The sequence below is a fragment of the Streptomyces sp. NBC_01381 genome, assembly GCF_026340305.1.
In the GTDB taxonomy this organism is placed as follows: Bacteria; Actinomycetota; Actinomycetes; order Streptomycetales; family Streptomycetaceae; genus Streptomyces.
Genome location: NZ_JAPEPI010000002.1, coordinates 3,227,488 through 3,248,205 on the forward strand (window position 1 = coordinate 3,227,488; position 20,718 = coordinate 3,248,205).

Below are 20,718 nucleotides of genomic sequence, written 5' to 3' on the forward strand. Positions count from 1 at the left end.
CAACGGGCATCGAATGATGCTCCGACGAGGCTTCAGGAGCCGATGCGTTCCCGGTGATGGCGGGTGTGGCGGAACAGTACCCGCCGGTGCGGACCGGGCGTGGGCTGTGCGGGCACGGCAGGCAGCTCGTGCGCCCGCACATCCCCGGCGTCCGCGACGGGCTCCGCGGGCACGGGCCCGCCCTTGGCCACCGGCACGCTCGCCCCGGGCGCCGGCTGGCCCTCCGTGGCGATCCGCTCCGTGGTCAGCAGGATCAGACCGCCCGCGGCGACGACGCCGAAGCCCAGCGCGACAGCCATACCCGCGGTGCCGTAGCGGAACGATTCGCCGAAGAGCGTGAGCCCCACCGCGGCCGCCACGACCGGATTCACCACCGTCACCGTGGACAGCGGCGCCGCGAGGCCCGCACCGCGGTACGAGGCCTGCGAGATGAGCACCCCTGCGCCCGCGAGGACGGCGATAACACCAAGGCTCGGCAGCTGCTGCGTCAGCGGCTCGTGTTCCGACCAGTCCACCGCGACGGTCTTGGTGAACACCGATGCGATGCCGAAGGCCACGCCCGCCGCGCCGGCCAGCAGCACACTGCGCACCACCGGATGCCGGTGCACGGCGTGTGCGAGCACCATCAGGGCCAGGACGGCGCCGCCGGTGGCGAGCGCCACCATGACCCGCTCGGCGTCGTCGAGGGACTGCGCGTCCGCGGCCTGGGTCAGCGACAACAGGCCCGCGAGACCGACGGTCGCCATGATCGCGCCGCGCCAGGCGGTGGCTCCTGCCTTGCGGCGTACGAAGAGGGCGGCCATCGGCAGGGCGAAGACGATGGTCAGGGCGCCCAGCGGCTGCACCACACTCAGCGGCCCGTAGGCGAGCGCCACCACGTGCAGCAGCGCACCGAGGCTGTTCAGCGCGATCGCGACCCACCACATGCCGCGGCGCAGCGGTGCGTACCGCCGCTCCGGCGTGGTCACCGCGACGCGCTCCTGAAGGATTGCCCCGCCCGCATAGGCGACGGCGGATACGAGGGAGAGCAGCACGGCCACCGTGAGGGCACTCATGAGGTGCTCCACGGTGTGCGATAAGCCCTGTGGGCCCGGGGCGTCCGGCGCGGCGAACGGTCGGCTTCCATACCCTCTACGATCTCGCGGATTCGGCTCCACGTCGTCGTACCTCAGCACGCATTGGGTCCTACTGCCGATGGAGTACGACCCGCCAGATGTCCTCCCACGGGTGGGTTACGCAGTAGTTCGGTGGATCATCCAGAATCTCGAAAATTCTTCCGCGAGCGGAGCCGGGAACGGCCCCGTGCGGGCGCCTCGCCGCGGCTCGGGCGACCGTGCCCGGGGGGTCCGGGGTGCAGCCTTCGGCGCGTCTCCAGACCTCCCCAGGCGTCCGCTCGCACCCTCGCGAAACAGTGTCTGACCTGGGCTTTCGCGTAGATCGCCGATACGATTTCCGCTCGTGGAAAGGGGTCCGGATGCACCGGAACATACGCAGTGTCGACGACGTCCTGAAGCTCCTGGACGGCCTGTTCGTGCCGGAAGCGGACCGCTGGACCGCCGACGCCGCGGACTGGTGGGACGGCTTCTACGACGACCGCTCCCGGCAGGTGCCCTTCTTCGTCGCGAAACCGGACGAGAACTTGGTCGCGTACCTGGACCGGGGCCTGATCGCGCCGGGCCGCGCCCTGGATCTGGGCTGCGGGCCGGGCCGCAACGCCCTGCACCTGGCCGCCGAGGACTTCCGGGTGGACACCTGATCTACGACTCGGGCTGCTTCCACCACCTGCCGCCGCACCGCCGCATCAGCTACCTCGCCCTGCTCGACCGCGCCCTCGCGCCCGGCGGCCATCTCGCCCTCAGCTGCTTCGCCGCCGGGGAGATGGGCTCCGAGCTGCCCGACGCGGACTTCTACCGCGCCTCCGGCCTCCAGGGCGGTCTCGCCTACACACCGGAGTCCCTGCGCTGGATCTTCTCCGACCTGACGGAGGTCGAACTGCGCCGCATGCGCGACGAGCCGCCCGAGTCCGCGCACTTCGGTGAGCCCTTCCTGTGGACGGCGCTGTTCCGCAGAGCCGCCTAGGCTCTGCTGTCGTGAAACACCACACCGGCAACCACCACATCGACCTGGCCGAAGTCGCTTCCGTCGGCGGCTTCTTCGTCCTGCGCACGGGGACACCGCCGGGCGGCGCCCAAGTGACGCCCCTGGCACGGGTGTACGCCGGGGAGAGCGACCCCCTCGCGTTCCGCGTGGCCAAGGTCGGCGCGCGGCTCGGCGCCCCCGACGAGCGGGTGGCCGTGTCCGTGGCGCAGCTGGGGCTCGCGGCACGGCTGTGGTCGGTGGCGCTCGGGTCGGCCGCGCTGCACGGCGAAGTGCCGGACCTCGACCCGGAGCTGCTGCACTGGGACGCCGACGGCAGCTCGCCCGACGACCTGTGGCTCACCGACGTACGGGGCAGGAGCGCCGACGCCGCCGCCGTCCGCGACGCCGTCCAGGAGAGCCATCTGGCGCCCCTGGCCGACGCCCTGCGCGCCCGCTACCGCATCTCCGCCCGCCTGCTGTGGGGCAACGCGGGCTCCGCGCTCGCCGGCGCCGCCCGCGAACTGCACACCTGGGCGCGGCGCACAGGACGTACCGAAGTAGGGGAGCGCGCCCTGGACCTGGCCGCCGAACTCTTCGCCCACCCCGACCTGCGCGGCACCGGAACCCTGGACGGCACGGCCTTCCGGCGCCGCAGCTGTTGCCTCTACTACCGGTGCCCCGGCGGCGGACTGTGCGGCGACTGCTGCTTCGAGCGGCCGCCCCACAGGTCCGTGCGGGACTCTTCCCCGCCGGGCGCTTCTGGGTGACCATGAGGAGGCGAACGGCCGACGGAATGGGCGGACGGACGGAGGGTTCTGCGTGCGAGTGGGACTGCTCACCCGGGAGTATCCACCGGACGTCTATGGAGGCGCCGGAGTCCATGTCGAGTTCCTAGCACGGGAGTTACGCTCCCTGATCGACGTCGACGTGCACTGCTGGGGAGAGCCGGACACCGCCGTCGACGGACTCACGCGGCACCAGGCCTGGGAGGCGCTCGAAGGCGCCAACGACGCCCTGCGCACCCTCTCCGTGGACCTCTCCATGGCGGCCGCGCTCACCGGCTGCGACCTCGTCCACTCCCACACCTGGTACGCCAATCTCGCGGGCCACATCGGCAGACTTCTGCACGGTGTCCCGCACGTCATGACCTCGCACTCCCTGGAACCCCTGCGCCCCTGGAAGGCCGAGCAACTGGGCGGCGGCTACGCCCTGTCCAGCTGGGCCGAGCGCACCGCCATCGAGTCGGCGGACGCCGTGATCGCCGTGTCGCACGGGATGCGCGCCGACATCCTCGCCTGCTACCCGGCGGTCGACCCGGCCCGCGTACACGTCGTCCACAACGGCATCGACACCGACCTGTACCGCCCCGTCCCCGGCGTGGACGCCCTGGAGAGCCACGGCATCGACCCCGGGCGGCCCTACGTCCTGTTCGTCGGCCGCATCACCCGGCAGAAGGGCGTGCCCCATCTGCTGCGCGCAGCCGCGAAGTTGGATCCCGCCGTCCAGCTCGTGCTCTGTGCGGGCGCCCCCGACACCCCGGAGATCGACGCCGAATTCCGCACCCTCTTCGAGGAGTTGAGCCGCACCCGCGGGGGAGTCCACTGGATCCCGCAGATGCTTCCGCGCCCGCAGATCGTCCAACTCCTCAGCCACGCCCGGGTGTTCGCCTGCCCTTCGGTGTACGAGCCGCTCGGCATCGTCAATCTGGAGGCGATGGCTTGCGGCACACCAGTGGTGGCATCGGCCGTCGGTGGCATCCCGGAGGTCGTCGCCGACGGCGAGACGGGACTCCTCGTCCCGTACGAGGAAGACGAGGAGCCCGCGGCCTTCGAGGCGCGGCTCGCCCACGCCCTGAACCATCTGATCGCCGATCCGCGCACCGCGACGCGGATGGGCGTCGCCGGACGCGAGCGCGCGGTACGGGAGTTCGGCTGGGACGCGGTCGCCCGGCGCACGGCCCACGTGTACGAGGAGTTGCTCGAGTCCAAGTGATCCCAAGTCAGGGGGCGGCGCGATGCGCGGTGGACCTTCGGTGCTCGGAATCGTCCTGGCCGGCGGGGAGGGCAAACGCCTGCTGCCCCTCACCGCCGACCGGGCCAAACCAGCGGTCACGTTCGGCGGCACGTACCGCCTCGTCGACTTCGTGCTCTCCAACCTCGTCAACGGCGACGTCCTGCGGATCTGCGTACTGACCCAGTACAAGTCGCACTCCCTGGACCGGCATGTGACCACGACCTGGCGGATGTCGAGCCTGCTCGGCAACTACGTCACCCCGGTCCCGGCCCAGCAGCGCCTCGGCCCGCGCTGGTACTCGGGCAGCGCGGACGCGATCCTGCAGTCCCTCAACCTCGTCCACGACGAACAGCCGGACTACATCGCGGTGTTCGGCGCCGACCACGTCTACCGGATGGACCCACGGCAGATGCTGGGCCAGCACTTCGAGAGCGGCGCAGGAGTGACGGTCGCGGGGATCCGGGTGCCGCGCGCCGACGCGTCGTCCTTCGGCATCATCACCCCCGCACGGGACGGCACGCGGGTCGACCGCTTCCTGGAGAAGCCCGCCGACCCGCCGGGCCTGCCGGGCTCCCCGCACCAGGTGTTCGCCTCCATGGGCAACTACGTCTTCACCACGAAGACCCTCGTCGACGCGCTTCAGCAGGACGCCGAGGACGACAACTCCGTGCACGACATGGGCGGTTCGATCTTGCCGATGCTCACCGAACGAGGCCTGGCCCAGCTGTACGACTTCGACGACAACCACGTCCCCGGCGAGACCGCGCGCGACCACGGCTACTGGCGCGACGTCGGCACCCTCGACGCGTACTACGAAGCGCACATGGACCTGATCTCGGACCAGCCGGTGTTCAACTTGGACAACCGGCGCTGGCCGATCTACACCCACTCCGGCGGTTTGCCGCCCGCCAAGTTCTGCGCGGGCGGCATCGCGAGCGAGTCCATCGTCAGCCCCGGCTGCGTCATCCGCGGCCAGGTCACCCGCTCCGTGCTCTCGCCCGGGGTGACCGTCGAGCAGGGGGCGGTCGTGCAGGGCTCTGTGCTGCACGACAACGTACGCGTCGGGCGTGGTGCCGTGGTCCGCGGCGCCGTCCTCGACAAGAACGTGGACGTCCCGCCCGGCGCGACGATCGGCGTCAACCCCGAGCGGGACCAGGAGCTCTACACGGTGTCGAAGGCGGGCGTGATCGCGCTGGGCAAGGGGCAGGCCGTGCCCTTATAGGAGTCCTTGTTGGAGCCCTTCTAAGAGCCCTTCTAGGAGCCTTTATAGGACCCGGCGCCTGCGGCCAAGCCAGGTCTGCGCGATCACCACGACCGCCAGGAAGGCGCCGCTGACGACCTGTTGGTACGCGGAGTCCAGCGAGCCGATCTGGTTGATGACGTTCTGGATCACCTTCAGGAGCAGTACGCCGACGAGCGAACCGCTGATGAAACCGAAGCCGCCGGTCAGCAGCGTGCCTCCGATGACGACCGCGGAGATCGCCTCCAGCTCCATGCCCGAGCCGAGAATGGTGACGCCCGAGACCAGCCAGGCCGCGTTGAGCGCGCCCGCCAGGCCCGCGCAGAGCCCGGACAGGGTGTACACGGCGATCTTCGTGCGGGCCACGGGGGCGCCCATCAGCGCCGCCGCGTCCTCGTTGCCGCCGACCGCGTACACGTACTGGCCGAAGCGGCTGCGGCGCAGGACGACCGCACCGGCCACGAAGAGGACGAGGGTGATCCAGACCGGGGCCCCGACACCCAGGACCTTTCCCTGGCCCAGTGTCGCGAAGAACGAGTCCTTGTCGACCAGATAGGTCGTGGAGCCCTCGTCGGTGACGGAGAGGAGGATGCCGCGCGCGCCCAGCATCGCGGCGAGCGTCACGATGAACGGGGCGAGCCGGGAGCGGGCGATCAGGAGGCCGTTGACGAGGCCGATGAGCCCGCACACGGCCAGCGGCAGGAGCAGCGCCACCGCCGTCCCGTACTGCGAACCCCAGGCCGCGAGCACCCCGCCCAGGGCGAACAGGGAGCCCACGGAGAGGTCGATTCCGCCGGTGACGATCACGAACGTCATGCCGAGCGCGACGACGGCGAGGAAGGCGGAGGAGACCGCCATGTTCTCGAGGTTGTCACCGGTGAGGAAGGTGTCGAAGCTGAGGGACGCAGCGATGACGGCGATCACCAACGTGACCAGGGCGCCGTGCTGTTGGGCCAGGGCGCTGAGCCGCTCCGAGCGGTTCGCGGCGGTCGGTTCGTCGTCGCTGGTCTTGTTCGGCTGTGCCTCGGATATCACGGTGCCGGTCACCGCTTGCCCCTCTCCCGTGCCGCGTAGACGGCGAGAATGATCACCACGGCCTGGGCGATCTGCGTCCAGGACGGCGGCAGATCGTGCTTGATGAGCGTGGCGGTGAGCAGCTGGATCAGTACGGCGCCCGCGACGGTGCCGCCGATCCGCACCCGCCCGCCGCTGAGCGGTGTGCCGCCGACCACGACCGCCGTGATCGCGGACAGCTCCATCAGATTGCCGAGCGAGGTGGGGTCGCTCGCGGTGAGACGGGCCGTCGCCAGGACGCCCGCGACGGCGGCGAGGGCGCCGGAGCAGACGTACACCAGGATCAGGACGCGTCGTACGGGCAGTCCGGCGAGGCGGGCGGCCGGTCGGCTGTCTCCGATGGCGAGCAACTGGCGGCCGAACGTGGTGCGCCGGACGACGAAGGCGACGAGCAGTGCGAGCGCCGCCGCGATCAGGACGAGGTAGGGGATGCCGAGGACGTCGCCGGAGCCGAGCGAGGCCATGTTCGGGTCGCGTACGTCCTTGAGCTGGGGCAGCAGCACGAGGGCGAGCCCGCGGCCCGCGACCATCAGGGCCAGCGTCGCGACGATGGGCTGGACGCCGATGAAGGCGATGAGCGAGCCATTGGCGACGCCTATGACGGCGCCGCCGATGATCGCGACGACGAGCGCGATCCACATCCCGTAGCCGAGGTAGAGGGAGAGGAGCGACGTGGACAGCGCCATCACCGACCCGACGGAGAGGTCCACCCCCTCGCTGCCGATGGCCAGGGCCATGCCGAGGGCGACGATGAGGACGGGGGCCACCTGGACGGCCTGGGTGCGGAAGTTCTCGGCGGAGAGGAAGTGCGGGGTGAGGAAGATGTTGACGAGGAGGAGGACGGCGACGCCGAGGTAGACGCCGTAACTCTGCAGGAGGCGGAGCAGGCGCTCACGGTCGGCGGAGGCTTTGCCGCCGAGGGCGAGGTCGGTCATGGTGAACTCCGGGGTCGCACTGCGGGTGCGTGATGGCCGACGCCCGACTGTCCGGGCACGTGGGCAAGTGCGGGGCCTGCCCCCACCTGCCCACCCGTTGCGGAGTTTCGGGCGGGTGGGCAGGAAAGCTTGTTCGTGCAGGCGGGACTGCGGGGTGACAAGCGCCCGCCCGCACCCCGCCAAGGGCTACGCACGGGACCCCCCGGCAGCAACCGGCCCCGCGGCGATGGCTCGCAGCAGCGCGTCCTCTGTGACGTCGGCGCCGGACAGCTCCTGGACCACCGCGCCGTCCTTGAGGACGATCACCCGGTCCGAGCCCTCGACCAGTTCCTCCATGTCGGAGGAGATGAGGAGGACCGCAAGACCCTCCTCCGCCAGTTCGTCGATCAGCTTCTGGACCTCGGCCTTCGCGCCGACGTCGATGCCGCGCGTCGGCTCGTCGAGGAGCAGGACCTTCGGGTTCATCGCCAGCCAGCGGGCCAGGAGGACCTTCTGCTGGTTGCCGCCGGACAGTTCGCCCACCTTCTGGTGGGGGCTCGACGCCTTGATGCGCAGGCGCTTGATGAAGGTGTCGACCAGCGCGTCCATGCGGCGCTCGTCCACCAGGCCGAAGCGGGAGAGGCGGGGGAGCGCGGCGAGCGCGATGTTCTCGCGGACCGAGAGGCCGGGGACGATTCCCTCGGCCTTGCGGTCCTCGGGGAGGAGGCTGATGCCGGCGCGGATCGCGGCGGGGGTGGAGCCGGTGCGGACCGGCGCCCCGGCGATCAGCACGCGGCCCGAGTCCGGCGGCAGCGCTCCCGCGATGGCCTTCGCCGTCTCGCTGCGGCCCGAGCCGAGCAGGCCGCCCAGGCCCACCACCTCACCGGGCCTGATGTCGAGGGAGACGCCGTGCAGCTGGTGGCGGACCGTCAACTCCCTTGCGGCAAGGACGGGTTGGCCGGAAGTGTCATGGCTGCCGGTGAACTTGGTGACGCCCTCTTCGCGTACGTCCCCGACCTCGCGGCCCAGCATCAGGGACACCAGGCGGAGCCGGTCGAGCTCCGCGATCGGCCCCGTATGCACCCGCTTGCCGTCCCGCAGCACCGTGACCGTGTCGCACACCTCGTAGAGCTCTTCGAGGCGGTGACTGACGTAGATCACCGCGATGCCGCGGTCTCGCAGCATGCGGATCACGCCGAACAGGGTCTGGACCTCGCGGGGTTCGAGGGACGACGTCGGCTCGTCCATGATGACGACCCGCGCGTCGACCGAGACCGCTCGGGCCAGGGCCACCATCTGCTGGGTTCCTACGCCCAGTTCGCGCAGCGGGCGGCGTACGTCGACGCGTATGCCGAGGCGCCGCAGGGCCTCGGCCGCCTCGCGGTGCATCCGGCGGAAGTCGATGAGCCCGAGGCGCCCGCGCGGCTCGCGACCGAGGAAGAGGTTGCGGGCCACGCTCATCAGGGGGACGAGGTTGACCTCCTGGTAGATGGTGGAGATCCCCGCGTGCTGGGCCTCCAGAGGGGTGGAGAAGCTGAGCTGCCGGCCGTTGTACGTCAGCTCGCCCGCGTCCGGTGCGTACACGCCCGTCAGGACCTTGATGAGCGTGGACTTGCCGGCGCCGTTCTCGCCGATCAGGGCGTGCACTTCACCGGCGCGCGCGGTGAAGTCGACCGCGTCCAGGGCCCGTACGCCCGGGAATCTCTTCGTGAGGCGGCTGGCCGAGAGGACGTCGGAAGAATCTGACGACATCTCAGTACGCCTTGCCGAGGTCCGACTTGGCATTGCTCTTCGTGTACGCGCTGTCCTTGATGACGATGTCCTGCGACACCTTCGAGCCCTTGGTGAAGGTGTCGAGCGTCTGGAAGGCCAGCGGGCCGAAGCGCGGGTTCGACTCGATGACACCGTAGATCCAGCCGTCGACGATGCCCTGCACGGCGTTGCGGGTGCCGTCGACCGTCACGATCTTGACGTCACCGGCCTTCTTGCCCGCGCCCTTGAGCGCGCCCACCGCGCCGAGGCCCATCTCGTCGTTCTCGGCGTAGATCCCGGTGATGTCGGGCTTGGACTGGATGAGCTGCTCGGTGACCTGCTGGCCCTTCTCGCGGGCGAACTCGCCGGTCTGCTTGAAGACGATCTTCAGTCCGGGGGCCTTCTCCTTGACGCGGTCCTCGAAGCCCTTGGTGCGCTCGGTGGTCACGTTGTTGCCGGCCGCGCCGAGCAGGATGGCGATCTTGCCCTTGCCGCCCGTCGCCTTGATCATCTGGTCGGCGGCGCGCCTGCCCTGCTCGACGAAGTCCGAGCCGATGAAGCTCACATAGTCCTTGCAGGCCTTGGCGTTGATCTTGCGGTCGATGGTGACGATCGGGATGTGCTTGGCGGAGGCCGCGCGAAGCACCGGCTCCCAGCCGTCGGAGTTCAGGGGTGCGATGACCAGCAGGTCGGCGCCCTTGGCGATGAGGTCCTGGACGTCGCTGATCTGTTTGGAGAACTGCGACTGGGTGTTGGCGGTGAGCAGCTTGAGGCCGCGCTTCTCGGCCTCGGCCTTGATGGACGCCGTCTCCGCGATCCGGAAGGGGTTGGCCTCCTTCTCCGACTGGGAGAAGCCCACGGTGGCGGTCTTCAGGTCCAGCTTCTTGCCGCCGTACGCGTCGATCGCGCAGGTCTCGCCGCTGCCCGCGCCCGGCTCCGAGACGACCTGGCCCGAGTCGCCCTGGTCCTGCGACGTGGAGCTCTTGTCACCGGCGTTGTCGTCCTCGGACTTGGCGCACCCCGCGGCGAGCGCGAGGCTCGCGGCGAGACCGGCGGCGAGGAGGGTCCTGGCTGAGGTACGGCTGAGGAGTGTGGTCGGCTTCATGGAGTCCCCAAAACGGCACGGCCCCGGCGCTGAGAGCGCTCACGGGAAGATCGGCACTTGCGGTCAACTCGGCGGTACGGGGAGCTTTTTACATCGTTGGAAGAGGGCTGTAAACCCTCCGCGCAAGCACCGGCCTCGCTTCCGTGCGCCCGCCCCTCACCGTCGCCCAAGGGTGCTCTCGCGCTCCACCAGGCGGAATTCCGCGGTGAGTTCACGCCCGGCGGGCTCTTTGCCGCCCTCCAGACTCCGCAGCAGCGAGGCCACCGCGAGCCGTGCGATGGCCTGCTTGTCCGGCGAGACGGTGGTGAGCGTGACCGCCCCGAACTGGCCCTCCGCGAGGTCGTCGAAGCCGACCACCGCCACGTCCCACGGCACCCGAAGACCCCGCTCGTGCAGCACCCGCATCGCGCCGATGGCCACCAGGTCGTTGTACGCGAAGACCGCGTCGGGCCGCACCCCCGCGTCCAGCATCCGCGCCATCGCCTTCGCCCCGTCCCAGCGGTCCCAGCCGCCGACCGGGCCCACCAGGGAGTCCGGCGTCGCTATCCCGGCCTGCGTCAACTCCTCGCGCCAGCCCTGGAGTCGCAGATGCGCCGGGCGGTTCGCGGAGTCGGTGCGGGCGCCGAGATAGGCGATGCGGGTGCGGCCGCGCCCGATGAGATGGCGTACGGCGGTGCGCGCGGCCGCCACGTTGTCGATCGCGATGTGGTCGTAGGGCAGGTCGTACTGGCGCTCGCCGAGCAGCACGAGCGGCACGTCGTCCTCCCTGCCCTGCAGGTCCTCCGCCTCCAACTCCAGCGGGCTGAGGATGAGACCGTCGATGACCCGGGCCCGGAAGCCCTGGCTGACCAGGACCTCCTGCTCGCGCTCGCCGCGCGTGTGGTCGAGCAGCACGGTGAAGTCGTGCTCGGCCGCCGCGTCGATGACCGCGCCCGCGAGCTCGGCGAAGTACGGGTTGCCCAGCTCGGGCAGAGCGAGCGCGATGATTCCCGTACGCCCTTTCCGGAGATGACGGGCCGTCAAGTTCGGCCGGTAGCCCAGCTCGTCGATGGCCTCCTGCACACGGGCCCGCATCGCCGGGGTGACGTGCTGATACTTGTTCACCACGTTGGAAACGGTCTTGATGGAGACGCCCGCGCGCTCCGCGACGTCCTTGAGGCTAACCCGCACGTGCAGCTCCCTGCGTCTAGATGCACCCCCGACCGGGGGCGTTTGTCATGACCCTGGACAGCTCGCCGGGAGGCGTGCTGTCATGCCAACTGCCGTTCCTTCCAACGTTGTACAGACTCGTTGTACCGACTGGAGCGACGAGCCGCCACCCTTCCTCAGCCTTCAAGCACCGCTTCAAGCAAGGAGGATCCGTGCGCCCCATCCGAACCAGAAGACCCAACAGGCCCAGAAAGCCCAGCAGGCTCAGCAGCCGACTGATTCTGCTGCTCGCCGTCGCACTCGCCTTCGCCGGTCTTACCGCAGTACCGGCCGCGACCGCCGCCGCCGAAGACGACCCGCCCGAAGTCCACGGCCTGAAGGGCGAGTACTACACCCAGTCCGCCCCCGGAGCCTTCGACTTCCACGAGCTCAAGGCCACCGGATTCGACCCGCGCATCGACTTCGACAACCTCGACCCGCGGCTTTCCTTCGCCACCGGCAAGGCCGACGACGCCACCGTCCGCTGGACCGGCAAGGTCGTACCGGAGAAGACCGGACCCCACACCTTCTCCATGATCGGCGACAACGGCTTCCGGCTCTGGGTCGACGGCAAGCTCGCCATCGACCACTGGGTCGACGACTGGGACAAGGAACAGACCGCCAAGCCAGTGGAGTTGACGGCCGGTCAGGCCTACGACATCAAGGTCGAGTACTTCGAGCACTACGGCGGCTCCAACCTCCATCTGCGCTGGACCGAGCCCGGCGGCACCAAGGAGGCCGTGCCGCAGTCGGCCTTCCGCCTCCCCGACGGGTTCGAGTACGACGGGGCGATCGCCGCCACGGTCCTCAAGGACGGCCGCACCCTCAAGCTCGACTTCGCACAGCAGCTCGGCGCGCCGCCCGCCGGCCTCGCGGACCACATCCAGGCGGTCATCGGCGGCGCGAAGTGGCCGCTGGGCACGGTCAAGCCCGACCCCGACGACCCGCGCGCGCTCCTCGTCGGCCTGAAGGAACCCGTCGTCGGCAACAAGGGCGGCACGGCGAAGGGCACCGCCGACCTGCGCTACGACGGCAAGGGCGGTCTGGCCGGCGACGACGGCAAGGCGGTCGCCGCGTTCTGGACCAGCGGCCCCAACCGCTCCGAGCACCAACTGCGCACCGAGTGGGCCGACGAGGTGGGCCCCGACAACGCGCTGCCCGAGTACCCGCGCCCCCAGCTGACCCGTGACGCCTGGCGCAACCTCAACGGCTCCTGGCAGTTCGCCCCGGCGAAGGCGGGCGAGCAGCCCCCGTTCGGCAAGCAGCTCGGCGAGAAGATCCTCGTCCCCTACCCCGTGGAGTCCCAGCTCTCCGGCGTGGAACGGCACGAGGACCGCATGTGGTACCGCAGGACGTTCACCGTCCCCGAGGGCTGGAAGGTCGGCGACGGCAAGCGCCTCAAGCTCAACTTCGGCGCCGTCGACTGGCAGTCCGATGTGTACGTCAACGGCACCAAGGTCGCCGAACACAAGGGCGGCTACGACAAGTTCAGCGCCGACATCACCAAGGCCCTCAAGCCGGGCCGCACCCAGGAACTGATCGTCGGCGTCTACGACCCGACCGACTCCAAGGACGGCGAGAACCCGCCCGTCGGCAAGCAGCGCCTGGACCCCAGCGGCATCTGGTACACCCCGTCGTCCGGCATCTGGCAGACGGTGTGGATGGAGCCGGTGGCGGCCGACCACGTCGACTCGCTCAAGCTCACCCCCGACGTGGCCGCCAAGGAGCTCACCGTCGAGCCGAGGGGCGTGCGCGACGGCGTGCCGGTCAAGGCGGTCGCGTACGAAGGAAAGACCAAGGTCGCGGAGGCGAGCGGACGCACGGGACAGCCACTGAAGCTGAAGATCGCGAAGCCGCGCCTCTGGTCGCCCGACGACCCCTTCCTCTACGACCTGAAGGTGACGGTCGGCAGCGACCGCGTCGCGAGCTACTTCGGGATGCGTTCCATCGCCGTGGAGAAGGTGAACGGCACCCCGCGCACGGTCCTCAACGGCAAACCCACCTTCCTGATGGCCACGCTCGACCAGGGCTTCTGGCCGGACGGCCTGCACACCGCGCCGACTGACGAGGCCCTCGCGTACGACCTGAAAATGCACAAGGAGATGGGCTTCAACTCGGTCCGCAAGCACATCAAGGTGGAGCCGGACCGCTGGTTCTACTGGGCGGACAAACTGGGCCTGATGGTCTGGCAGGACATGCCGTCGATGCGGTCCGACCGCAATCCGAGCACGGAGGCCCGCGCCCAGTACGAGCGTGAGATGAAGCAGATGATCGACGAGCACGCGAGCAGTCCCTCGATCGTCATGTGGGTCACGTTCAACGAGGGCTGGGGCCAGTACGACCAGGGCCGCATCGCTACCCAGGCCAAGTCGTGGGACCCGACCCGCCTCGTCAACGGCATGTCGGGCCTCAACCTCGGTGCCGATGGCGGCACCGGCGACATCATGGACGAGCACGGCTATCCGAGCCCGGCCCTTCCGCCGCACCCCGACGGCGAACGGGCCCTGGTCAACGGCGAGTACGGCGGTCTGGGCCTCGCGGTGCCGGGCCACGCCTGGTCGGTCCAGCAGAGTTACGTGGACGTGGACCCGGCGACGTACACGGACGACTACCTCACGAAGCTCGACGAGGTGCGGGCGCTCGCCTGCAAGGGCGGCAACGGCGCCGTCTACACCCAGATCTCCGATGTGGAGGGCGAGTTGAACGGTCTGCTCACCTATGACCGCAGGGTGGTCAAGCCCGATGTGAAGCGGCTCAAGGCGGCGCACACGTCCTTGATCGGTGACGTGTCGCGGCCGGATCCGGCGGGGTGCCCCGGCTCCTGAGAGGTTCCTGAGAGGTTCTTCAGACGGTGTGGCGCTCCGGTCCGCGCGGGCCGGAGCGCCTGTCCCGTGGCCCGGAGCGTTTATCCCGTGGACGAGCGCCCGCACGCTTGGCACCATCACCCCGTGATCATGGATGAGGAGAGCCGCGAGCGTGCGGTGCGGGCCGCTGTCCGCAACAACGCCGAATGGTGCGACGCGGTCTGCCGCGCGCACGCCGTGCCGGGCGAGTTCGGGGGAGAGGCATGGACGAGCGCGCGGCGCACCCCGCCGCTCTATCCCGACGCCGTGACGCTCACCCCCGACGCGTCGCCGGCCGACGTGGTGTCCCGCGTCGACACCGGCTCGCCCGGCTGCTCGGTGAAGGACAGCTACGCCTGCCTGGACCTGGCACCGCTGGGCTTCGACGTGCTGTTCGAGGCGCAGTGGATCCACCGCCCGGCGGACAAGTCGGTCATGTCCCCTTCGCCATACGTGAGTTGGAGGCCCCTCGCGGACGCCGACGCCCTGCCCGCGTGGGAGACGGCCTGGGGCGACGGTGAGGAGGGCAGCGGTCTGTTCCGCGCGGAGCTGCTGTCCCACGACACGATGTTCCTGGCCGGGACGTCCGCCGCGGGGGAGATCGTCGCGGGCGCCGTCGTCAGCCGCGGCGGATCGGTGGTCGGCGTCTCCAACCTGTTCGCCCGTGGGGATGTCCCGGGCGGCGAGGAGTCCGCCTGGGCCGGTGTCCTCGCCGAAGTCGCCCGGTGCTGGCCCGGCCTGCCCGTCGTCGGATACGAGAGCGGCGAAAGCCTGGACGCGGCCGTGCGCGCGGGGTTCACCCCGATCGGACCGCTGCGGGTGTGGCTGCGGTCCGACTGAGGCGCCGCGGCCGTCTCCCACCCCTTGACGCACGCGACGCCACCCCCGAAGAATGATCGCGTTCGGCGCTCTGACAACGTTGTCCAAGGAGGCGTTCCCACCCATGAGATGGACCCAACGGCTACGCGGTACCGGGGTGGCGGTGGCTGCGGCCGCGCTTCTCGGGGGAGCCCTGACCCTTCCGTCGGCGCAGGCCGCCCCGGCGGCGGACGGTCAACTGACCGATCTGGTCAACCCGTTCATCGGCACCGAGAACGAGGGGAACACCTACCCCGGCGCCGCCGTGCCCTTCGGCATGGTCCAGTTCTCCCCGGACACCGGCCACAACACCGGCTACGACCACTCCGACACCCACATCCGTGGCTTCTCCACCGTGCATCTCTCCGGTGTCGGCTGCGGGTTGGGCGGCGATCTGCCGGTCCTGCCCACCACAGGTGACGTCAAGGAGACGGACTACGCCAAGTACGCGGCGGAGTTCAGCCACGACGGCGAGCAGGCGAGCCCCGGCGCGTACAAGGTGGGCTTGAAATCCGGCATCGACGCCGAGCTGACCGCGACGAAGCGCACTGGCGTCCAGCGCTACACGTTCCCCGCCACCGACAAGGCCAACGTCCTGCTCAACGCGGGCCAGTCGCTGCACAAGACGGGCTCCACCAAGGTCGAGCTCCTCGACAGCCGTACGGTCCGCACGGCGATCACCGGCAGCGGCTTCTGCCAGGACACCAAGCCGTACACGGTCTACACGATCACCCGCTTCGACCGGCCCTTCACCGCGTCCGGCACCTGGAAGGGCGGCACCGTCACCGAGGGCTCCAAGGAGTCGTCGGCGGGCGACGAGCGCAACGGCGCCTTCGTCCGGTTCGACACCTCCAAGGACCGCACGGTCGAGGCGACCACCGCGCTCTCGTACGTCGATGCCAAGGGTGCCGCGCTCAACCTCCGCGCGGAGGGCGGGCGTTCGTACGACCGTGTCGCGCAGGCGGCCCAAGCGGCGTGGGAGGACCGGCTCGACGACGTCCAGGCCAAGGGCGGCAGCGAGACCGTCCGCCGGACCTTCTACTCGTCCCTCTACCGCTCGTTCCTCGCGCCGAACATCGGCAGCGACGTCGACGGCCGCTACACCGGCTGGGACCAGAAGACCCACCGCGCCAAGGGCTTCACCTACTACCAGAACTGGTCCCTGTGGGACACCTACCGCACCCAGGCGCAGCTGCTCGCGCTCCTCGCGCCGCACGAGTCGCGCGACATGGCGCTCTCCGTCCTGAAAATCGACGAGGAGAGCGGCTGGCTGCCCAAGTGGGGCTACGGCACGGTCGAGACGAACATCATGACCGGCGACCCGGTCACCCCGTTCCTCACCAACGCCTACCAGCAGGGTCTCCTCAAGGGGCACGAGGAGGAGGCGTACCGCGCGCTGAAGAAGAACGCGGACGGCGTGCCGCCCGCCGACTCCGCGCCCGTCGGACGTGAGGCCAACAAGGAATACCTGAGCGACGGTTTCGCGCCATTCATCAAGGGCCGCCCGCACGCCAAGCCCGGCGACTCCGACTACGACCACGGCGCGTCCGCGACCCTGGAGTACGCCCTATCCGACGCGATGCTCGGCCAGATGGCCCGCGACCTGGGCCACGAGGACGACGCGAAGCGCTATGCCGACCGTGCGCAGAACTACCGCAAGATCTTTGACGGTTCGACCGGCTTCTTCCGTGCGCGGGACGCGTCCGGTGCCTTCACCGGCCCCGCCGACCCGGCCAAGAGCGAGGGCTTCCACGAGGGCACGTCCTGGCAGTACCAGTGGCTCGTCCCGCAGGACCTGCCCGGCATGGTCGGCCTGATCGGCGGCAAGCAGGCCACCAACGACCGCCTCGACTCCTTCTTCGCGTACGAGCAGCTCCTGAAGGACCCGGCGAAGACCGCGCGCGAGGTGTGGGTGAACGGTCCTTACGACTACTACAACGCGGACAAGTACAACCCGCAGAACGAGCCGGACCTGATCGCTCCGTACACCTACCTCTCGACGGGCCAGCCGTGGAAGACCACCGACGTGGTGCACGCCGCGCTGACCCTGTTCACGGACACCCCGACCGGCATGACCGGGAACGACGACCTCGGCACCATGTCGGCCTGGAACGTGCTGTCCTCGATCGGCGTCTTCCCGGTGCAGCCCGGCACGGACACCTGGGGCCTTTCGACGCCCGTCTTCGAGCGGGTCGACCTCACGCTCGACCGCCGCTACTACCCGAAGGGGCGCCTCACGGTGAAGGCGCCGGGCACCTCGAACACCAACCGGTACATCCAGTCGGCGAGCACGGACGGCGCCGACTACGGAAAGACGTATCTGACCAGCGACGACATCCGTGACACCCGCGAGCTCTCCTTCACGGTGGGCGACAAGCCCTCCGCGTGGGGCACCTCGGCGGACGCCGCGCCGCCGGCCCTGAAGTGAGACGGCGCCGCCCGCGCCACATGGCGTAAGCCGGATGCCGCCGAAATCCGCTGGAGTGACGTAATCGATACGCCACATCAGCCCCACGAGGCCCGCCTTCCTCAGGGAGGCGGGCCTTAATCTGTTGTTAACTGTGCGTAGCTTGATCGTACTTGACCGTAGTCGCGCAACGGCGATTGACTGCTCGTTCCACCCCCACCCCCCGCACCGCCCTCGACGCGAGAGCAGACACGTGACGACGACTCGGACCGCTGATCCCTCCGACCTGCTCGCACCCCTCGACCTCGCCTTCTGGAACATAGAGACCGCCGAACACCCCATGCACCTGGGAGCCCTCGGCGTCTTCGAGGCCGAGACGCCCGGCGCGGCCGAGCGTGCCGCCCAGCTCCTCGCCTCCCGCGCGGCCGCCGTGCCGGGGCTTCGGCTGCGCATACGGTCCGTCTGGCTGCCGATCGGCGGGGCCGTCCGGACCACCGCCACCGGCTTCGACCCCCTTGACCACGTCACGCTCGCCGAGCCCATGGAGGACTTCCACGCCGCCGCCGGCGCCCTGATGCAGCGCCCCCTGGAACGCGGCAAGCCGCCGTGGGAGGCCCATGTGCTGCCCGCGCGGGACGGCTCCCGCTTCGCCGTGCTCTTCAAGTTCCACCACGCCCTCGCCGACGGGCTGCGGGCCCTGATGCTCGCGGCGGCGGTGATGGACCCCACCGACCTGCCCGCCGCGCGCCCCGTGCCCGTGGGGCCCGCCGCCTCCCGGTGGGACTGGCTGCCCGACCCGCGCAAGCTGCCGGGCCTGGTCCGCGACACCGTCGCCGACGTGGGGCGGGCCCTGGACATCGGCAGCTCCGTCGCCCGCGCCACCCTGGGCGTACGTTCCTCGGACGCGCTCACTTCGGACGCGACCGGCACCCGGCGCACCGCGGGGGTGGCGCTCGATCTGGACGACGTGCACCGCGTACGCAAGACCGTGGGCGGCACCGTCAACGACGTACTGATCGCGGTCGTCGCCGGAGCCCTGCGCCGCTGGCTCGACGAGCGGGGCGACGGCAGCGAGGGCGTGGAGCCGCGCGCCCTGGTTCCCGTCTCCCGGCGCAGGCCGCGCGGCGCACAGCCGCCGGGCAACCGGCTCTCCGGGTATCTGGTCCGGCTGCCCGTGGGCGACCCGGACCCGCTGGCGCGGCTGCGGTCCGTGCGCACCGCCATGGACCGCAACAAGGACGCGGGCCCGAACCGCGGGGCGGGCGCGGTCGCCCTCCTTGCCGATCATGTGCCGCCGCTCGGCCACTGGATCGGCGGCCCCGTCGTCGCCCAGGCCGCACGGCTGCTCTTCGACATCCTGGTCACCAGCGTCCCGCTGCCCAGCCTCGGCCTGCGGCTCGACGGCTGCCCGCTCACCGAGGTGTACCCCTTCGCGCCGCTGGCCCAGGGGCAGGCGCTTGCCGTCGCCGTGTCGACGTACCGGGGGCGGGTGCACTTCGGTCTGGTCGCGGACGCGGCCGCCGTGCCCGACCTGGACGTTCTCGCCCGGAGCGTGCGGGAGGAGCTCGCGGGGCTTGTCGCGGCGTGCGCCGAAGGCTCGAGTTTGGTAAAGGGACCCGTCGCTACGTAAAGTTCCCTTCTTTGGAACATTCTCTTTGGAACATGCGCGGTCACCCGGACGGCCGCGGCATGAGTGACGCGAGGACAGCGGCGATGACGGTGACAGAAGACAGCCTGGAGGCTGCCGGTTCGGCCGATGAGGCCGTGACGTACGGCCCCGGTATCGACCCCGACCGTCTCGCCGTCTGCCTCGGCGTGCTCGACGAGCTGGACAAGCTGGACGTCGACCACCCCGACGCCATCGCGGTGCGCCGCGCCACGGCCGGCATCTACCGGACGGTGAAGCAGCGCCGCCGTCAGGAGCGCAGGGCCGCCAAGACCGCGCACGACAAGGCGGTCACGGAAGCCACGGCGACCGGCTCCGCCGAGCGGATCGACGACGAGACCGAGGGCCTGCTGCCCTCCTCGCAGACCGAGGAAGGCCGGCTCGCGGGGATACTCCAGCGCCCGCGCTCCTGCTACACCTGCAAGACCCGGTACGTGGAAGTCGACTACTTCTACCACCAGCTCTGTCCGGACTGCGCCCGTCTGAACCGGTCCCGGCGCGACGCCCGCACCGACCTCACCGGCAAGCGCGCGCTGCTCACCGGCGGCCGCGCCAAGATCGGCATGTACATCGCGCTGCGTCTCCTGCGCGACGGCGCCCACACCACCATCACGACGCGGTTCCCCAAGGACGCCATCCGCCGCTTCAAGGCGATGGACGACTCGGCGGACTGGCTGCACCGCCTTGAGGTCGTCGGCATCGACCTGCGCGACCCGGCCCAGTCCGTGGCCCTCGCCGAGCGCCTCGCCGCGGCGGGACCGCTCGACATCCTGATCAACAACGCGACGCAGACCGTGCGCCGGCTGCCCTCCGCGTACGCCGCCCTGGTCGACGGCGAGAGCGCGCCGCTGCCCGCCGGGGAGCTGCCCGCCCACTCCGTCATCGGCGCCTTCAACTCCGGCGCGGTGGACGGCCTGGCCGCGCTGCCCGTCGGCACCAGCGGCATCGACGCGCAGAAGGTCGCCGACCTCGCCCTCGTCGCGGGCAACGCCAGCGTCGCCCGGCACCTCGACGGCACCGCCATCGACGCGGGCGGCCTGGTCCCGGACGTCGTCGACAGCAACACCTGGGTGCAGACCATCGAGCAGATCTCCCCGGTGGAGCTCCTCGAGACCCAGCTGTGCAACTACACCTCGCCGTTCATCCTGATCAGCGCCCTGCGCTCGGCGATGGCCGGCGCCGCGAAGCAGGCGTCGAGCGGCCGCGCCTACGTCGTCAACGTCTCGGCGATGGAGGGCGTCTTCGGCCGTGGCTACAAGGGCGCGGGCCACCCGAACACGAACGCCGCGAAGGCCGCGATGAACATGGTGACGCGGACCAGCGCCCAGGAGATGTTCCAGACCGACGGCATCCTCATGACCTCGATCGACACCGGCTGGATCACCGACGAGCGCCCGCACTACGACAAGCTGCGCCTCGCCGAGGAGGGCTTCCACGCCCCGCTCGACCTGATCGACGGCGCGGCCCGGGTCTACGACCCGATCGTGCGCGGCGAGGCGGGCGAGGACCTGTACGGCGTCTTCCTGAAGGACTACGCACCGGGCAAGTGGTAGGACGCACTCCCGATAAACGGCCGTCT

At 70.3% G+C, this 20,718-nt stretch carries 14 protein-coding genes and 1 pseudogene; 9 read left to right on the plus strand and 6 right to left on the minus strand.

Annotated features, from left to right (window positions below):
• Positions 1–32 precede the first annotated feature (32 nt).
• Positions 33–1,055 (minus strand): DMT family transporter, encoded by a 1,023-nt coding sequence (locus OG453_RS35740; RefSeq protein ID WP_266872702.1) that lies wholly within the window; start codon positions 1,053–1,055, stop codon positions 33–35.
• A gap of 419 nt (positions 1,056–1,474) precedes the next feature.
• Here OG453_RS35740 and OG453_RS35745 point away from each other — a divergent pair.
• The 4 genes and pseudogenes from OG453_RS35745 to glgC all read left to right on the plus strand — a co-directional run bounded on the left by OG453_RS35745 (position 1,475) and on the right by glgC (position 5,314).
• Positions 1,475–2,079: pseudogene (locus OG453_RS35745) on the plus strand (class I SAM-dependent methyltransferase).
• Positions 2,080–2,090: 11 nt separating this feature from the next.
• Positions 2,091–2,846: an IucA/IucC family C-terminal-domain containing protein gene (locus tag OG453_RS35750; protein WP_266872703.1), complete on the plus strand. Its 756-nt coding sequence runs from the start codon at positions 2,091–2,093 to the stop codon at positions 2,844–2,846.
• Between the two features lie 52 nt (positions 2,847–2,898).
• A complete protein-coding gene (gene glgA / locus OG453_RS35755; RefSeq protein ID WP_266872704.1) occupies positions 2,899–4,071 on the plus strand; it encodes a glycogen synthase in 1,173 nt (390 codons plus the stop codon).
• Between the two features lie 22 nt (positions 4,072–4,093).
• Positions 4,094–5,314 (plus strand): glucose-1-phosphate adenylyltransferase, encoded by a 1,221-nt coding sequence (glgC, locus tag OG453_RS35760; protein ID WP_266872705.1) that lies wholly within the window; start codon positions 4,094–4,096, stop codon positions 5,312–5,314.
• A 42-nt stretch (positions 5,315–5,356) separates the two neighbouring features.
• On the opposite strand, the gene OG453_RS35765 is transcribed toward glgC, so the two are convergent.
• From OG453_RS35765 to OG453_RS35785, 5 genes are all read right to left on the minus strand, one after another.
• On the minus strand, positions 5,357–6,364 hold the full coding sequence (locus tag OG453_RS35765) for an ABC transporter permease (RefSeq protein WP_266873251.1): 1,008 nt from the start codon (positions 6,362–6,364) through the stop codon (positions 5,357–5,359).
• 11 nt (positions 6,365–6,375) lie between these two features.
• Entirely contained in the window at positions 6,376–7,341 is a 966-nt protein-coding gene (locus OG453_RS35770; protein ID WP_266872706.1) for an ABC transporter permease, read from the minus strand.
• A gap of 186 nt (positions 7,342–7,527) precedes the next feature.
• The gene (locus OG453_RS35775) at positions 7,528–9,072 is read right to left on the minus strand and encodes a sugar ABC transporter ATP-binding protein (RefSeq protein ID WP_266872707.1); all 1,545 of its coding nucleotides are present in this window, start codon (positions 9,070–9,072) and stop codon (positions 7,528–7,530) included.
• A gap of 1 nt (position 9,073) precedes the next feature.
• Positions 9,074–10,177, minus strand: a complete 1,104-nt coding sequence (locus tag OG453_RS35780) for an ABC transporter substrate-binding protein (RefSeq protein ID WP_266872708.1) — start codon at positions 10,175–10,177, stop codon at positions 9,074–9,076.
• A gap of 156 nt (positions 10,178–10,333) precedes the next feature.
• Positions 10,334–11,347, minus strand: a complete 1,014-nt coding sequence (locus OG453_RS35785; protein ID WP_266872709.1) for a LacI family DNA-binding transcriptional regulator — start codon at positions 11,345–11,347, stop codon at positions 10,334–10,336.
• Between the two features lie 200 nt (positions 11,348–11,547).
• Between OG453_RS35785 and OG453_RS35790 the strand changes: the two genes are divergently transcribed.
• The 5 genes from OG453_RS35790 (at position 11,548) to OG453_RS35810 (ending at position 20,692) form a co-directional block, all read left to right on the plus strand.
• A complete protein-coding gene (locus OG453_RS35790; RefSeq protein ID WP_266873252.1) occupies positions 11,548–14,190 on the plus strand; it encodes a PA14 domain-containing protein in 2,643 nt (880 codons plus the stop codon).
• Positions 14,191–14,319: 129 nt separating this feature from the next.
• Positions 14,320–15,048, plus strand: coding sequence for a hypothetical protein (locus OG453_RS35795; RefSeq protein ID WP_266873253.1), 729 nt, complete (start codon positions 14,320–14,322; stop codon positions 15,046–15,048).
• A 103-nt stretch (positions 15,049–15,151) separates the two neighbouring features.
• Positions 15,152–17,494 (plus strand): GH92 family glycosyl hydrolase, encoded by a 2,343-nt coding sequence (locus OG453_RS35800; RefSeq protein WP_266872710.1) that lies wholly within the window; start codon positions 15,152–15,154, stop codon positions 17,492–17,494.
• Between the two features lie 232 nt (positions 17,495–17,726).
• The gene (locus OG453_RS35805; protein ID WP_266872711.1) at positions 17,727–19,103 is read left to right on the plus strand and encodes a wax ester/triacylglycerol synthase family O-acyltransferase; all 1,377 of its coding nucleotides are present in this window, start codon (positions 17,727–17,729) and stop codon (positions 19,101–19,103) included.
• Between the two features lie 83 nt (positions 19,104–19,186).
• Entirely contained in the window at positions 19,187–20,692 is a 1,506-nt protein-coding gene (locus OG453_RS35810) for an SDR family NAD(P)-dependent oxidoreductase (protein WP_266872712.1), read from the plus strand.
• The last annotated feature ends 26 nt before the right edge of the window (positions 20,693–20,718 follow it).